The organism is Nesterenkonia maliinae (genome assembly GCF_051262655.1).
Taxonomy (GTDB): Bacteria; Actinomycetota; Actinomycetes; order Actinomycetales; family Micrococcaceae; genus Nesterenkonia.
Genome location: NZ_JBIMEY010000001.1, coordinates 581200 through 595254, shown reverse-complemented (window position 1 = coordinate 595254; position 14055 = coordinate 581200). Strand labels below are relative to the sequence as shown.

The window sequence follows — 14055 nt, the reverse complement described above, 5'->3', positions numbered from 1 at the left end:
AGGCGTGCAGACGATACGCCAGCGAGTCCTACGACTAGAGCTTCTCCGCCGCAGCGGGGAAGAGCTCGCGCACGTCTGATCCCAGCTCACCTCTTCGGTCAAGCTCGTAGATCCAGCACAGCGCAGCACTTCCAGGTCGAATCCCCGCTGCGGAGCTCCTCCGCCTCGACCGCTCGCCCTCAGCTCGCTCACAGCAAGGAAGCTCTCATGCGCAAACTCCAAAAGACCTCACCGATGCCCTTCGGTCGGTACGTTCCCTTCGAGGATCAGATCACCGTCTCCCTGCCGGACCGCACCTGGCCCGACAAGACCATCCGCAGCGCCCCGCGCTGGTGCGCGGTCGACCTGCGCGACGGCAACCAGGCGCTGATCGACCCGATGACCCCAGATCGCAAGCACCGGATGTTCGAGCTGCTGGTCAACATGGGCTTCAAGGAGATCGAGGTCGGCTTCCCGTCGGCCTCGCAGACCGACTACGACTTCGTCCGCCAGCTCATCGAGCAGGACAAGATCCCCGACGACGTGTACATCCAGGTGCTCACCCAGGCGCGCGAAGCTTTGATCGAGCGCACCTTCGAGGCCATCGCCGGGGCGCCGCGAGCGATCGTGCACCTGTACAACTCCACCTCGGTGCTGCAGCGCGAGGTCGTCTTCAAGGCGGACCGCGACGGGATCGTGGACATCGCCACCCAGGGCGCCCGGCTGTGCAAGAAGTACGAAGAGGCCATGCACGCCGCCGCGGACACCCCCACCGAGGTCGTCTACCAGTACTCACCGGAGTCCTTCACCGGCACCGAGCTCGACTTCGCCGCGCACATCTCCGATGCGGTGGTCGACGTCTTCGGCGCCACCCCGGAGAAGCCGGTCATCATCAACCTGCCCGCCACCGTGGAGATGGCCACCCCCAACGTCTACGCGGACTCCATCGAGTGGATGCACCGGAACCTGCGCAACCGGGAGTCGATCGTGCTCTCGCTGCACCCGCACAACGACCGCGGCACCGGCGTCGCCGCCGCCGAGCTGGGCTACATGGCCGGGGCCGACCGGATCGAGGGCTGCCTGTTCGGCAACGGTGAGCGCACCGGCAACGTCGACCTGGTGACCCTGGGCATGAACCTCTTCAGCCAGGGCATCGACCCGGAGCTGGACTTCCGCGATATGAGCACCATCCGCAGCACCGTGGAGCACTGCAACCAGATGGGCGTCCCAGAGCGCTCACCCTATGGCGGCGACCTGGTCTTCACCGCCTTCTCCGGCTCGCACCAGGACGCGATCAAGAAGGGCTTCGAGCACATGGACGCCCGCGCCAAGGCGGCCGGGACCTCCCGCGACGAGATCACCTGGGCGGTGCCCTACCTGCCCATCGACCCGAAGGACATCGGGCGCAGCTACGAGGCGGTCATCCGGGTCAACTCGCAGTCCGGCAAGGGCGGGGTCTCCTACCTGCTCAAGGCCGAACGCGGGATCGATCTCCCGCGCCGCGCGCAGGTCGAGTTCTCCGGAGTCATCCAGCGTCGAGCCGACGACGGCGGCGGCGAGGTCTCCGGCGAGGAGATCTGGCAGATCTTCCAGGACGAGTACCTGCCGGTGGACTCCGCAGACCACCAGTGGGGCCACTACCGGCTGGACGAGGTCAACACCTCCTCCAACGCCGAGGGAGTGTTCCACATGGAGGTGGAGCTCCAGGCCGGCGGTCAGACCCGCTCACAGTCCGCCCACGCCAACGGTCCGATCGCCGCGCTGCTGAAGATCCTCGCCGCCGACGGGGTCGACGTGCGGCTGCTGGACTACACCGAGCACGCCATGAGCCAGGGCGGAGACGCCCAGGCGGCCTCCTTCGTGGAGCTGGCGATCGGGGAGCGCGTGCTCTGGGGAGTGGGTCTTGACCACAACACCACCCTGGCCTCGCTGCAGGCGGTCATCTCCGCGGTGAACCGCGCCCTGCGCGACGCCGCCCCGGTGGTGTGAGGGCGGCGGCCGCCCAGGGCTGACGCCGTGCTATCCCCGGGGATGCGCCGCAGCATCCCCGGGCGTGCGCCGCAGCATCCCCGGGCGTGCGCTGCAGTATCCCCGGGCATGCGCTGCAGTATCCCCGGGCATGCGCCCATGCCGCTGTAGTACTCTGCCACCATGGCCGGCTCCACCTTCGCGTCCCGCTCGTACCGGGACGCCGCGATCATCCTGCGCACCCAGAACCTGGGCGAGGCAGATCGCATCATCACCGCGCTGACCTCGGCGAACGGGCTGGTGCGCGCGGTCGCGAAGGGAGTGCGCCGTACCTCCTCGAAGTTCGGTGCGACCGTGGAGCCGTTCATGGTGGCAGACATCCAGTTCGTGCACGGCCGTTCCCTGGACATCGTCACCCAGGCCACCTCGAAGAACACCTACGGACCGCCGATCGTGGCCGACTACGACAAGTACATGGCGGCGAGCACCATGGCCGAGACCGCCGAGCGGCTCATGGACGTCGAGTCCGATCCGGCCTTCGGCGGCGCCCAGTTCCGGCTGCTTCACGGCGGGTACTCCGCCCTGGCCCGAGGAGTACACCCGGCCGACGTCGTGCTGAACTCCTATCTGCTGCGCGCCCTGTCCTCCGCGGGCTGGGCGGTCACCTGGACGGCCTGCGTGGCCTGCGGCAGGCCCGGGGCGCACACCGGCTTCCACCCGGCGGCCAGCGGACCGGTCTGCACCGACTGCCGGCCCCCGGGCACCCGGACCCTGGATCCCGCCACGGTGGAGCTGCTGCACGCGCTGCAGCACGGCCACTGGGAGCAGACGCGCGCGTTCCGCAGCGATATCCGGCATGAGGCCACCAACGTGGTGATCAGCTACGCCCAGCACCACCTGGAGCGCAGGCTGACCTCGCTGGGCCTCTGACTCTGGCCCGACATGGAAGAATGAGCACCATGTCCTTGCCCACTCACCAGGATCCCGCCCCGCACCCCGAGGGCGTCACCGCACCGAAGCTGCCCCCGGAACTGGTGCCGGCCCATGTGGGGATCGTGATGGACGGCAACGGGCGCTGGGCGAACCAGCGCGGGCTCCCGCGCACCGAAGGACACCGGGCCGGGGAGGCCGCGCTGATGGACGTCATCGCCGGAGCCATCGAGATCGGCGTCAAGCACATCAGCGTCTACGCCTTCTCCACCGAGAACTGGAAGCGCTCACCCGACGAGGTGCGCTTCCTGATGGGCTACTCGCGCCAGGTGCTGCGCCGCCAGCGCGACGTGCTGAACTCCTGGGGCGTGCGGATCCGCTGGAACGGACAGCCCGGGCGGCTGTGGCGCTCGGTGATCAAGGAGCTTGAGACCTCCGAGGAGCTCACCCGTGACAACACCCGCTTCACGCTGACCATGTGCGTGAACTACGGGGGCCGCGCGGAGATCACCGATGCGGTCAAGCTGATCGCCGCCGAGGTCGCCGCCGGCCGGATGGATCCGCGCAGGATCACCGAGAAGACCGTCGCCGCCCATCTGGACGAACCCGACCTCCCCGACGTCGACCTCTTTCTGCGCAGCTCCGGGGAGCAGCGGATCTCGAACTTCCTGCTCTGGCAGTCCGCCTACGCCGAGCTGGTCTTCATGGACGTGCTCTGGCCCGATGTGGACCGCACCACGCTGTGGGAGGCCGTGGAGATCTACGCCCGCCGGGACCGGCGCTACGGGGCCGCCGTGGACAGGTTCTCCGCTGGACGCTCGGCCTCCGGGGCGTAGGCGCGCAGCCAGCGATGCACCTCGTCCAGCGCGCGATTGCGCACCGAGGTCTCTGAGGCGAAGACGTCGTGGATCGCCCGGTGCACCCGGACCACGGTGACCTGGTCGCCGAGCTTGACCGCGCGGCGGGCCAGCAGCTCCACATCGAGCACCGAGTCTGACTCCTGCAGCTCCTCGGTCCAGTGCCGCCGGTACGCGGTGGCGCCCGAGAGCAGCACCAGGATCGGAAGCTCCAGGCCGAGGCCCTCATAGATCTTCCGGTGCCCGGCGAGCACCGCGCGCATCCAGCCCACCCGGATCGGGAAGGAGGTGCGCGGGCGCCAGCGCGGGTGCAGCGTCCATTCGCCCTGCGCCTGGTCCGAGAGCGACTGCCAGTAGTTGTCGACCGCCGGGAGCTTCAGCGCCCGAGTGGGGGAGAACTGTCCCAGCGGCGCGAGGATGCCCTCGGTGGCGGCGCGGGCCGCGACGTCGCCGGACAGCTCCAGCCACGGGCTGTTGAGCACCAGCGCGCTGATCCTGCCGGGATTTCGCTGCGCCCAGAGCGCGGCGACCAGCCCGCCGGTGGAGTGTGCCTCGATGATCGGTGCCGGGGCATCCGGGTGCAGGGCGGCGATCTCGCCCAGCGCGGCCTCGATGTCGGCGTCGTAGGTGCTCAGGTCATCGACATACCCGGCGGTCTGCCAGCTGCGCAGGCTGCGCCCGTATTTGCGCAGATCCAGCGCGTAGAAGGGGCGTCCCCAGCTCTGCCAGCGGCGAGCCATCGGAACGTTGTAGAAGTAGTCGGCCCAGCCGTGGATATGCAGCACCGGGGCCAGCTCCGGCGGGTGCTCCGGCTCGGCGGGCGTGGCCTGCGCGGCGGCGACGGCCTCGGCCTCACCTGGGCGCTCATCCTGGACCGCCTGCTGTTCGGGATCGGGGGAGTAGCTGACCAGGGTCGCGCTGACGGGCCCCTCCTCATCCTCACCGAGCGGCAGCGTCAGCCGCTTGCAGCCCGGCAGGTGGTCGGGAGACCAGACGCCCACCGGGGAGTCTTCAAGCAGTTCATCCATGGTCCCCATCCTATGAGGCGATATTCGGCGAACCCGCATCCTAGGATGGAGGCCATGTACCCCTTCCTCTTCAAGACCGTCTTCACCCGGATCGATCCCGAGAAGGCTCACCACCTGGTGATCTCCGGGCTGCGGCTGAGCCACCGGGTCGGGGCCGGCCGGGTGCTGGAGCGGCTCTGCCGCCCGGACGAGTCGCTGCAGAAACGCGCGCTGGGTCTGGTCTGGCCCTCACCCTTCGGCCTGGCCGCGGGCTTCGACAAGGGCGCCACCTCGGTGCTGCCGCTGGCGACCCTGGGCTTCGGACACATCGAGATCGGCACCGTGACCGCCGCCGCCCAGCCGGGCAACCCGACGCCGCGGCTCTTCCGACTGCTCAAGGACCGGGCGCTGATCAATCGGATGGGCTTCAACAACGACGGCGCCGAGACGGTCCGTCCGCGGCTTGAGGAGATCCGCGAGCAGATCTTCCGGCTCAAGCGCAATGGGCGGCATGCCCCGGTGATCGGGGTGAACATCGGCAAGACCAAGGTGACCCCGCTTGGCGACGCCACCGCGGACTACCTCGCCTCCACCCAGATGCTGGCACCCGTGACGGACTACCTGGTGGTGAACGTGTCCTCGCCGAACACCCCGGGGCTGCGTCAGCTCCAAGACATCAGCGCGCTGCGTCCGCTGCTCGCAGCGGTGGGCTCAGCGGCCGACGACGCCGCGCGGCGCCACGTGCCGCTGCTGGTGAAGATCGCGCCTGACCTCGCCGACGCCGACGTCGATGCGGTGGCCGAGCTGGTCAGGGATCTGGGGCTCGACGGGGTCATCGCGACGAACACGACGATCTCCCGGGAGGACCTGCACAGCGACGCCGAGCTGGTGTTGGCTGCAGGCGCGGGCGGACTCAGCGGTCCGGGGCTCGCCGAACGCTCCAAGCAGGTGCTGACCCGGCTGCGCGCCGCGCTGCCGGAGACCACCGCGATCATCTCGGTCGGGGGAGTGACCTCGGGCGAGGATGTCGCCGAGCGGCTCGCGCTCGGCGCTGACCTGGTGCAGGGCTACACGGCCTTCGTCTACGAGGGTCCGTTCTGGGTGCGCCGGATCAACCGCAGCCTCAGTCGTGTGCTGCGAAGCCGATGATGCCCCGCCGCTCGGGCGGGGGCTGAACCTCAGGCGGGGAAGTGTCCGCGAGAGACCAGCGGCTTGGGCAGGCGCAGCCTGCGGATCTGGAGCGCGCGCATCGCGGCGTAGAAGGGCAGGCCCCGTTCCCGGTTCTCGGCACCGAACTTCGCGTCGACCTTCTTGCGCACAACGCGGCCCACCCAGACGGCCTCGACCAGGACGGCGAGCACGAAGAGCCACAGGATCTGGCTGACGATGATGCGCATCTCCTCGTTCATCACGAAGGATGCGAAGAGGAAGACCAGCACCAGGATGAGCATCCACTCACCGATGCCGAAGCGTGCGTCGACATAGTCACGGACGAAGCGCCGCTGCGGGCCGCGGTCACGCGCGGGAAGGTACTTCTCTTCGCCGGTCTCCATCGCCCGGCGCATCTTCACCCGCTGTTCGGCCATCTGCTGGCGCTGCGCGGCGCGGGCGACCTTGCGATCGTTCTGCACCAGCGGTCGCTTGCGGGCCGCCTGCTGCTGGCTGCGCTTAGGGGTGGGAACGCCCTTCTTCTCAGGCTGGCGCCTGGTGTTCTGGGCTTCCACACGGGCAGCTGCAGCTTCAGCTTCGGCGGTCTTCTCGGGAGTCTTTTTCTTACGTCCTAGCACCCAGCCAGTGTAGCGGGAATAATAGGGCCGAACCCGGCGACGTGCGGGGCCGGCGGGAATGAACTGCGCAGGCCCCGGCGTTGTTACCGTAGAGCACAGGCCTGCCGCTACAACGAGAGAGGTGTATGCCATGAGCACCACCACCCAGGACACCGCTGCTGGATCCGCCGCTGAGACCGAATCAGCTGAGATCACCGGAGCGAGCGTCGATGGTTTCAAGACCCACCAGGTCGAGCTGAGCGAGACTGCAGCCGAGAAGGTCTCCTCCCTGCTTCAGCAGGAAGGCCGTGAAGACCTTCGTCTGCGCGTGGCTGTGCAGCCCGGCGGCTGCTCGGGCCTGATCTACCAGCTCTACTTCGACGAGCGTGTGCTCGACGGCGATGCGTTGCGTGATTTCAGCGGCGTAGAGGTCGTCGTGGACAAGATGAGCGTCCCCTACCTCGAGGGTGCCAAGATCGACTTCGAAGACTCGATCTCCAAGCAGGGGTTCACGATCGACAACCCCAACGCCGGCGGCTCCTGCGCCTGCGGCGACTCCTTCCACTGACCGACCTGCTGGCGACTCACTGACCAGCCTCCTCCGGGGCTGCGTCGTGCCCAGCTCCGCGCCGCCGGCGCAGTGCAGCGAGTCACAGCGTCACAAAGCAGACATATCGGCAGCAGTTTCAGGCGCTGCCCAGCACGAGTGAAACTCCGCTTCTCCTGTTTTCTACACGGGGTAGAAGCGGAGTTTTCTCGTGTCTGGGGGCCCGCCGGGGCTGGCGAACGAGCAGATCAGATGCTTCGGCCGCGGGTGTCCGTCCTCCCGGTCCTCTACAGGACGTAGTAGTCTTGAGCGCGAAGCGTCCATGGTGGCCCGATCTCTGCGCACAGCGCGGTCAGCGGCTCACGGAGTTCGCAACATTCGCACATTCGAGATAGAGGAAGGGCCGTCTGTGAGTTCGCATAAACGAACCGGCAGCCAAGGCCGTGCACTGAAGGTAACTGCACTGGCCAGCGTGGCGGCACTGGCGCTCAGCGCCTGCTCCGCGGAGAACCCCGCATCGCGGGGATGGCTCCCGGGCAATCGAGGCACGACCAGCAACACCGCGGAGATCACCGATCTGTGGGTCAATTCCTGGATCGCGGCGCTGATCGTGGGTCTCATCACCTGGGCACTGATGCTCTGGTGCATGGTGGCCTACCGTCGCCGCAAGGGGGAGACGGGCTATCCGCGTCAGCTGGCGTACAACGTGCCGCTGGAGATCATGTACACCATCGTTCCGCTGGTCATGGTCGGTGTGCTGTTCTTCTACACCAACCAGGTGCAGCGCTCGATCGATGAGCCCTATGAAGATCCGAACCTGGTGATCGACGTCCGAGGCAAGCAGTGGGCCTGGGACTTCAACTACAACTACGAGGGCGAAGAGCGCTACTTCGCCGGCGTCCAGGCCGATCTCACCGGTGAGGAAGGTGTCCGCGAGACCCTGCCGACCCTCTACCTGCCGGTGGACGAGCCGGTCACCTTCGAGCTCAACGCCCGCGACGTCATCCATTCCTTCTGGATCCCCGCCTTCCTGCAGAAGCGCGACATGATTCCGGGTCGCACCAACGAGATCCACCTGACCCCGCAGGAGCTTGGCAGCTTCGACGGCAAGTGTGCTGAGCTCTGCGGCGAGTACCACTCGGAGATGCTCTTCAACGTGGAGGTCGTCACGGATGAAGAATTCCGTGCCTATCTCGAGACCCTGCCCGAGGGTCAGCTCGGCGACGAGTATGACCGCAATCCAAACCTCCACGAAAACGTGGCCGGAACTGAAGGGGACGACTGACCGTGGCGACCCTCGAATACACAGCCGACGAAGCGCGTGATGTCTCGCGCGTCGTTCCCCGCTCCAAGGGAAAGATCATCGTCAACTGGCTGACGACCACTGATCACAAGGTCATCGGGTACATGTACCTGATCACCTCCTTCCTGTTCTTCTGCGTCGGCGGCGTCATGGCGCTTCTGATCCGTGCGGAGCTCTTCGAGCCCGGCATGCAGCTGCTCCAGACCAAGGAGCAGTACAACCAGCTGTTCACCATGCACGGCACGGTCATGCTGCTGATGTTCGCGACGCCGCTCTTCGCCGGCTTCGCCAACGTGATCATGCCGCTGCAGATCGGCGCCCCTGACGTGGCATTCCCCCGTCTGAACGCGCTGGCCTTCTGGTTCTTCCTCTTCGGCGCACTCGTCGCGATGGCAGGCTTCCTCACCCCGCAGGGCGCGGCCTCCTTCGGCTGGTTCGCCTACGCACCGCTGTCTGACACCACATACTCGCCGGGAGTCGGTGGAGACCTCTGGGTGTTCGGACTGGCTCTGACCGGCTTCGGCACCATCATGGGTGGCGTCAACTTCATCACCACCATCATCTGCATGCGCGCACCGGGCATGACCATGTGGCGGATGCCGATCTTCGTGTGGAACACGCTGATCACCTCGATCCTGGTCCTGATGGCCTTCCCGCCCCTGGCGGCAGCGCTGTTCGGACTCGGGCTCGACCGGCGGTTCGGCGGTCACATCTTCGATCCGGAGGCGGGCGGTGCCGTCCTGTGGCAGCACCTGTTCTGGTTCTTCGGACACCCGGAGGTCTACATCATCGCGCTGCCGTTCTTCGGCATCATCTCTGAGATCCTTCCGGTCTTCAGCCGGAAGCCGATCTTCGGCTACAAGGGCCTGGTCTACGCGACCATCGCCATCGCTGCGCTGTCGGTGACCGTCTGGGCCCACCACATGTACGTCACCGGAGCGGTGCTGCTGCCCTTCTTCGCGCTGATGACCATGCTGATCGCGGTGCCCACAGGGGTGAAGTTCTTCAACTGGATCGGCACGATGTGGCGAGGGTCGCTGACCTTCGAGACACCCATGCTGTGGAGCCTCGGCTTCCTGGTGACCTTCCTCTTCGGCGGGCTCACCGGCATCATCCTGGCCGCCCCGCCGCTGGACTTCCACCTCTCCGACACCTACTTCGTGGTGGCGCACTTCCACTACGTGGTCTTCGGCACCGTGGTCTTCGCGATGTTCGCCGGATTCTACTTCTGGTGGCCCAAGTGGACCGGCAAGATGCTCAACGAGCGCCTGGGCAAGATCAACTTCTGGATGCTGTTCGTCGGCTTCCACGGCACCTTCATGATCCAGCACTGGCTCGGCGTCATGGGCATGCCGCGACGCTACGCGGACTACATGGTCGAAGACGGGTTCACGATGATGAACCAGTTCTCCACCGTGTTCTCGATGCTCCTGGGCGCCTCGCTGATCCCGTTCTTCTGGAACGTCTGGATCACCTCACGCAAGGGCAAGAAGGTGCTCGTGGATGACCCGTGGGGCTTCGGCGGTTCGCTCGAATGGGCGACTTCCTGCCCACCGCCGCGGCACAACTTCTACTCGCTGCCGCGGATCCGCTCCGAGCGTCCCGCGCTGGATCTGCACCACCCTGAGCTCGCTGACCGGCACACCCTGCAGACCCCTGCGGGCAAGATCTTCGGTCCGGCGGATCAGTCGGACAAGGAAGGCGTCTGATGAAGGCAAATATCGGGTTGTTCCTAGGCCTGGGGGTCTTCGTCCTCATTGTGGCCTTCATCTACGGCTTCTGGAGCGGCTGGTCGGATCTGGCCGGGTTCCCGCTGCTGCTGCTCACCGCAGGCATGGGCTTCATGCTCTGGTTCTACCTGCGCATGGTCGCGAAGAACCACGACGTGCTGGACGGGGACAACCCGGAGGGCGAGATCGAGCACATGGCCGGCAACTACGGCGAGTTCGCTCCGTGGAGCTGGTGGCCGCTGGGCCTCGGGTTCTCCGCGGCGTTCGCCTTCTTCGGTCTGGCCATCGACTGGTGGGTGTTCTTCCTCGCACTGATCCCTGGCCTGTTCTTCATCACCGGCTGGGTGCTGGAGTTCAACCGCAAGCGCTACGCGCACTGATCACACCTCCCGCAGCGGTCACGCCGCGGACCCCGCACCGAGGGGTCCTCATGACCTGACTGGCATGAGCTGAATCGAGGAAGCCCGCCGTGAGCATCGACTCACGGCGGGCTTCCTCGTCTCCGGGAGCTCTGCGCGGTGCGTAGAATTCTGGCTATGACGATCCGCCCCATCACGATCCACGGTGAACCAGTCCTGCATCGACGCGCGCAGGAGGTCGAGCGCATCGATGACTCGATCCGCGAGCTCGTCGCCGACATGGTGGAGACCCAGGACGCCGCGCACGGGGTGGGACTCGCCGCCCCGCAGGTGGGCGTGGGCCTGCGCATCTTCACCTACAGCTTCGCCGACTCCGGAGACCAGCCCTCGCGGGGTGTGATCATCAATCCGCGGCTGCGCCTGATCGGGAAGGTCTCCAAGGAGTCTCCCGATCCCGAGGAGGAGTCTGAGGGCTGCCTGTCCGTGCCGGGGTACAACTATCCGCTCAAGCGCAGCGAGCACGTGGAGATCACCGGGATCGATCTCGACGGCGAGCCGCTGCAGTTCGAAGCCACCGGCTGGTTCGCCCGGATCCTGCAGCACGAGTATGACCACCTGGACGGCTACCTCTACGTCAACCGGCTGGACCCCAAATGGGCGCGACGCTGGAAGAAGGTCGTGAAGAAGGAAGGCTGGAACCAGTCTGGGCTGACCTGGATGCCCGGCGTCGACCCTGACCCGTTCGGCCATGATGAGCTCGACGACGGCGACGAGCCCGAGGAGACCACCTCCACCGGTCGGGGCGTCAGCTCACACTCCGGCTGAACGCCACCCAGCGGCGCAGCACCTCGGCTGCGGCCCCGGAGTCGATGGATTCCTCGGCCCGGCGCATATTGGCCCGCAGGCGGTCCACCAGCGGCCCGTCAGCGTGTTCATCCAGGCTGGTGAGCCCTGCCGCGGCATTGAGGACGACGGCCTCGCGCACCGGCCCGGGCTCCCCGGCGAGCATGCACTGGACGATCTGCGCGTTCTCAGTTCCCGAGCCACCGCGCAGGTCCTCGACCGCGACCCGGGGGAGACCCACGTCCTCCGGCTCCAGCGTGGTGTGGGAGAGCTCTCCGGAGCGGACCTCCCAGATGTCGGTGGCGGCGGAGGTGGTGATCTTGTCCCGCCCGTCCTGTCCGCGGAACACCAGTCCTCGGGTGCCGCGCATCGCGAGCACCTCGGCCATCTTCGGCGCCAGAGTGGGACTTGCGCAGCCGAGCGCCTGGGCGGTCACCCGTGCCGGGTTCGAGAGCGGACCGAGGAAGTTGAAGACGGTGCGGATGCCCAGCTGGCGCCGCACCGGCCCGACGTGGCGCATCGAGGGATGGAAGCTCTGCGCAAAGAGGAAGCTGATGCCGACCTCCTGGGCTGCCCGGGCGACGTTGTGGGTGCTCATGCTCAGGTCCACCCCGAGCGCCTCGATCACATCGGCGGCGCCGGCAGTGGTGGAGGCGCCGCGGTTGCCGTGCTTGACGACCCGCGCTCCGGCTCCCACGGCGGTCAGCGAGGCCATCGTGGAGATGTTCACCGTGCCCAGCATGTCCCCACCGGTGCCCACGATGTCCAGGGTGGGTCCGGGGATGCTCAGCGGGACCGCCTTGTCCATCATGGTGGCGCTGAGGCCTACAAGCTCCTGGGCCACCTCGCCCTTCGCGCGCAGCGCGACCAGGAAGGCGGCGATCTGTCCGTCACCCAGGGACCCGCTCATGAGCTGCCCCATCGCCCAGGCCGAGGTCGCCTCGGTGAGATGCTCTCCGGCGAGGAGGGTCTCCAGCAGCTGCGCCCAGCTTGAGGGCAGAGCTGTCGCGCCGGGCAGGGGATCAGGGGAGTGTGGAGGTTTCACAGCCCCAGACTATCGGCCCGTCCGGGTCCGGCTCCGTCCAATTTCGACACGCTGTAGAAATATTGTCGACTTTTTTGACCCGCTCCACCTTGGCGGATCCTGGGAATGGCGCGGAATCCGCCCCCTGACAAGGATCTGGAACCACGCCACAGTGGCCATCGGTGTCGCAAACGGCTGGGGTTTCAGGACATAATGATTGCGTGACGTCTGCAACCCAAGCCCCAATCGCCCCGGCGCGAACGCTGCCGAACCGCCCGAACATGGTGTCAGTGGGCACCATGGTCTGGCTCACCAGCGAGCTCATGTTCTTCGCCGGCCTGTTCGCCATGTTCTTCACACTGCGTTCCACGCAGTCTGAGATGTTCGCCGAGGGTGCCAGTGAACTGGACATCCCGCTGGCCACCACGATCACCGTGATCCTGGTTGCGAGCTCGGTGACGGCTCAGTTCGGTGTCTTCGCTGCCGAGCGGCACCAGCCGCGCCGCACCGGAGGCACATTCCAGATCAAGCACTGGGGCATGGTCGAGTGGTACATCCTCTCGTTCATCATGGGCGCCATCTTCATCGGCGGTCAGACCTACGAGTTCGCGGTGATGGTCTCCCACGGGATCACCGTCTCCTCGAATGCGTTCGGCTCTGCCTTCTACATCACCACCGGCTTCCACGGGCTGCACGTGATCGGTGGGCTCATCGCCTTCCTGTACGTGATCGCTCGGGCGTACTTCAGCGTGAAGTTCACCCACAAGGAGGCTCACGCCGCCGTCGTCGTCTCGTACTACTGGCACTTCGTCGACGTCGTGTGGATCGCGCTGTTCGGCATCGTCTACCTGCTGCCGCTGTTCGCGTGATCAACGCGTCCACGCAGCACCCCAGCTTGAATCGCATCGAAAAGTTAGGAACCGGCACGTGAAGGCACTCTCACAGAAGCGTCGCCACCCGTTAGCGGCAGTGGCGCTGCTCCTCCTGGGCCTCCTGCTCACGGGAGGGCTCTACGGCGCGGCGACCTCGATCAACGAGGCCCAGGCGACGAACACCGCCGATGTCTACTCTGCCTCGGATGTGGAAGAGGGCGAGCGGCTCTTCGTGGCCAACTGCGCCACCTGCCACGGCATCAACGCAGCAGGCTCCGACGCCGGACCCTCGCTGATCGGCGCCGGCGCCGCCGCTGTCGACTTCCAGGTCGGCACCGGACGCATGCCGATGCAGATGTCGGGCCCCCAGGCGCAGAAGAAGCCTGCTCAGTTCAACGACGAACAGACCATGCAGCTCTCGGCCTACGTCGCCTCGCTGGGCTCCGGCCCCGCCGTTCCTGACGAGGAGTACCTCGACGTCGAAGAGGGCAACATCGCCCGCGGCGGCGAGCTCTTCCGCATCAACTGCGCCATGTGCCACAACGCCGCCGCCGCCGGTGGCGCGCTGACCGAAGGCAAGTACGCCCCCTCACTCGACGGCGTGGAGTCCGTGCACATCTACGAGGCCATGGTCACCGGCCCGCAGAACATGCCGGAGTTCAACGACTCCAACATTCCGCCCGAGGACAAGCGCGACATCATCGCCTTCCTGAAGAACAACGAATCTCAAGGCGTGCCGGGCGGGTTCTCGCTGGGCTCGCTGGGACCGGTCTCGGAAGGTCTGCTCATCTGGACCCTGGGCCTGGCCCTGCTGATCGGTTCGATGGTCTGGCTGACCTCACGGTCTTCCTGATCGGCCCCGGCAGCACC

14 protein-coding genes are annotated in these 14055 nt (G+C 66.7%); 11 read left to right on the top strand and 3 right to left on the bottom strand.

All coding sequences use genetic code 11. The features are described 5' to 3' along the window. The first annotated feature begins 207 nt into the window (after window positions 1-207). The 3 genes from leuA to ACHAA4_RS02745 all read left to right on the top strand — a co-directional run bounded on the left by leuA (window position 208) and on the right by ACHAA4_RS02745 (window position 3713). Window positions 208-1968: a 2-isopropylmalate synthase gene (gene leuA / locus ACHAA4_RS02755; protein WP_435772655.1), complete on the top strand. Its 1761-nt coding sequence runs from the start codon at window positions 208-210 to the stop codon at window positions 1966-1968. A 162-nt stretch (window positions 1969-2130) separates the two neighbouring features. Beyond that, window positions 2131-2877, top strand: a complete 747-nt coding sequence (recO, locus tag ACHAA4_RS02750; RefSeq protein WP_435772654.1) for a DNA repair protein RecO — start codon at window positions 2131-2133, stop codon at window positions 2875-2877. Window positions 2878-2906: 29 nt separating this feature from the next. Continuing rightward, window positions 2907-3713, top strand: a complete 807-nt coding sequence (locus ACHAA4_RS02745) for an isoprenyl transferase (protein WP_435772653.1) — start codon at window positions 2907-2909, stop codon at window positions 3711-3713. On the opposite strand, the gene ACHAA4_RS02740 is transcribed toward ACHAA4_RS02745, so the two are convergent. Further along, complete coding sequence (locus tag ACHAA4_RS02740; RefSeq protein WP_435772652.1) at window positions 3659-4762, bottom strand: alpha/beta hydrolase; 1104 nt, start codon at window positions 4760-4762, stop codon at window positions 3659-3661. The genes ACHAA4_RS02745 and ACHAA4_RS02740 overlap by 55 nt on opposite strands. A 54-nt stretch (window positions 4763-4816) precedes the next feature. Between ACHAA4_RS02740 and ACHAA4_RS02735 the strand changes: the two genes are divergently transcribed. Further along, window positions 4817-5890, top strand: a complete 1074-nt coding sequence (locus ACHAA4_RS02735; protein WP_435772651.1) for a quinone-dependent dihydroorotate dehydrogenase — start codon at window positions 4817-4819, stop codon at window positions 5888-5890. Window positions 5891-5919: 29 nt separating this feature from the next. On the opposite strand, the gene ACHAA4_RS02730 is transcribed toward ACHAA4_RS02735, so the two are convergent. Continuing rightward, on the bottom strand, window positions 5920-6528 hold the full coding sequence (locus tag ACHAA4_RS02730) for a DUF3043 domain-containing protein (protein ID WP_435772650.1): 609 nt from the start codon (window positions 6526-6528) through the stop codon (window positions 5920-5922). A 130-nt stretch (window positions 6529-6658) separates the two neighbouring features. Between ACHAA4_RS02730 and ACHAA4_RS02725 the strand changes: the two genes are divergently transcribed. From ACHAA4_RS02725 to def, 5 genes are all read left to right on the top strand, one after another. Beyond that, window positions 6659-7075, top strand: a complete 417-nt coding sequence (locus ACHAA4_RS02725) for a HesB/IscA family protein (RefSeq protein ID WP_435772649.1) — start codon at window positions 6659-6661, stop codon at window positions 7073-7075. Window positions 7076-7463: 388 nt separating this feature from the next. After that, a complete protein-coding gene (ctaC, locus tag ACHAA4_RS02720; RefSeq protein ID WP_435772648.1) occupies window positions 7464-8339 on the top strand; it encodes an aa3-type cytochrome oxidase subunit II in 876 nt (291 codons plus the stop codon). Window positions 8340-8341: 2 nt separating this feature from the next. Beyond that, window positions 8342-10066: an aa3-type cytochrome oxidase subunit I gene (ctaD, locus tag ACHAA4_RS02715; protein WP_435772647.1), complete on the top strand. Its 1725-nt coding sequence runs from the start codon at window positions 8342-8344 to the stop codon at window positions 10064-10066. Further along, on the top strand, window positions 10066-10467 hold the full coding sequence (locus ACHAA4_RS02710) for a cytochrome c oxidase subunit 4 (protein ID WP_435772646.1): 402 nt from the start codon (window positions 10066-10068) through the stop codon (window positions 10465-10467). The genes ctaD and ACHAA4_RS02710 overlap by 1 nt, the downstream gene beginning before the upstream one ends. Window positions 10468-10623: 156 nt before the next feature. Beyond that, a complete protein-coding gene (gene def / locus ACHAA4_RS02705) occupies window positions 10624-11271 on the top strand; it encodes a peptide deformylase (RefSeq protein WP_435772645.1) in 648 nt (215 codons plus the stop codon). Here the strand turns inward: def and trpD are convergent. Continuing rightward, entirely contained in the window at window positions 11252-12334 is a 1083-nt protein-coding gene (gene trpD / locus ACHAA4_RS02700) for an anthranilate phosphoribosyltransferase (protein WP_435772644.1), read from the bottom strand. The two genes, def and trpD, sit on opposite strands and share 20 nt — an antisense overlap. Window positions 12335-12534: 200 nt before the next feature. On the opposite strand from trpD, the gene ctaE reads away from it, so the two are divergent. Together ctaE and qcrC are read left to right on the top strand one after the other, a co-directional pair. Beyond that, window positions 12535-13182 (top strand): aa3-type cytochrome oxidase subunit III, encoded by a 648-nt coding sequence (ctaE, locus tag ACHAA4_RS02695; protein ID WP_435772643.1) that lies wholly within the window; start codon window positions 12535-12537, stop codon window positions 13180-13182. A 58-nt stretch (window positions 13183-13240) separates the two neighbouring features. Next, window positions 13241-14038 carry a cytochrome bc1 complex diheme cytochrome c subunit gene (gene qcrC, locus ACHAA4_RS02690; RefSeq protein ID WP_435772642.1) on the top strand — a complete coding sequence of 266 codons (798 nt, stop codon included), beginning with the start codon at window positions 13241-13243 and terminating at the stop codon, window positions 14036-14038. The last annotated feature ends 17 nt before the right edge of the window (window positions 14039-14055 follow it).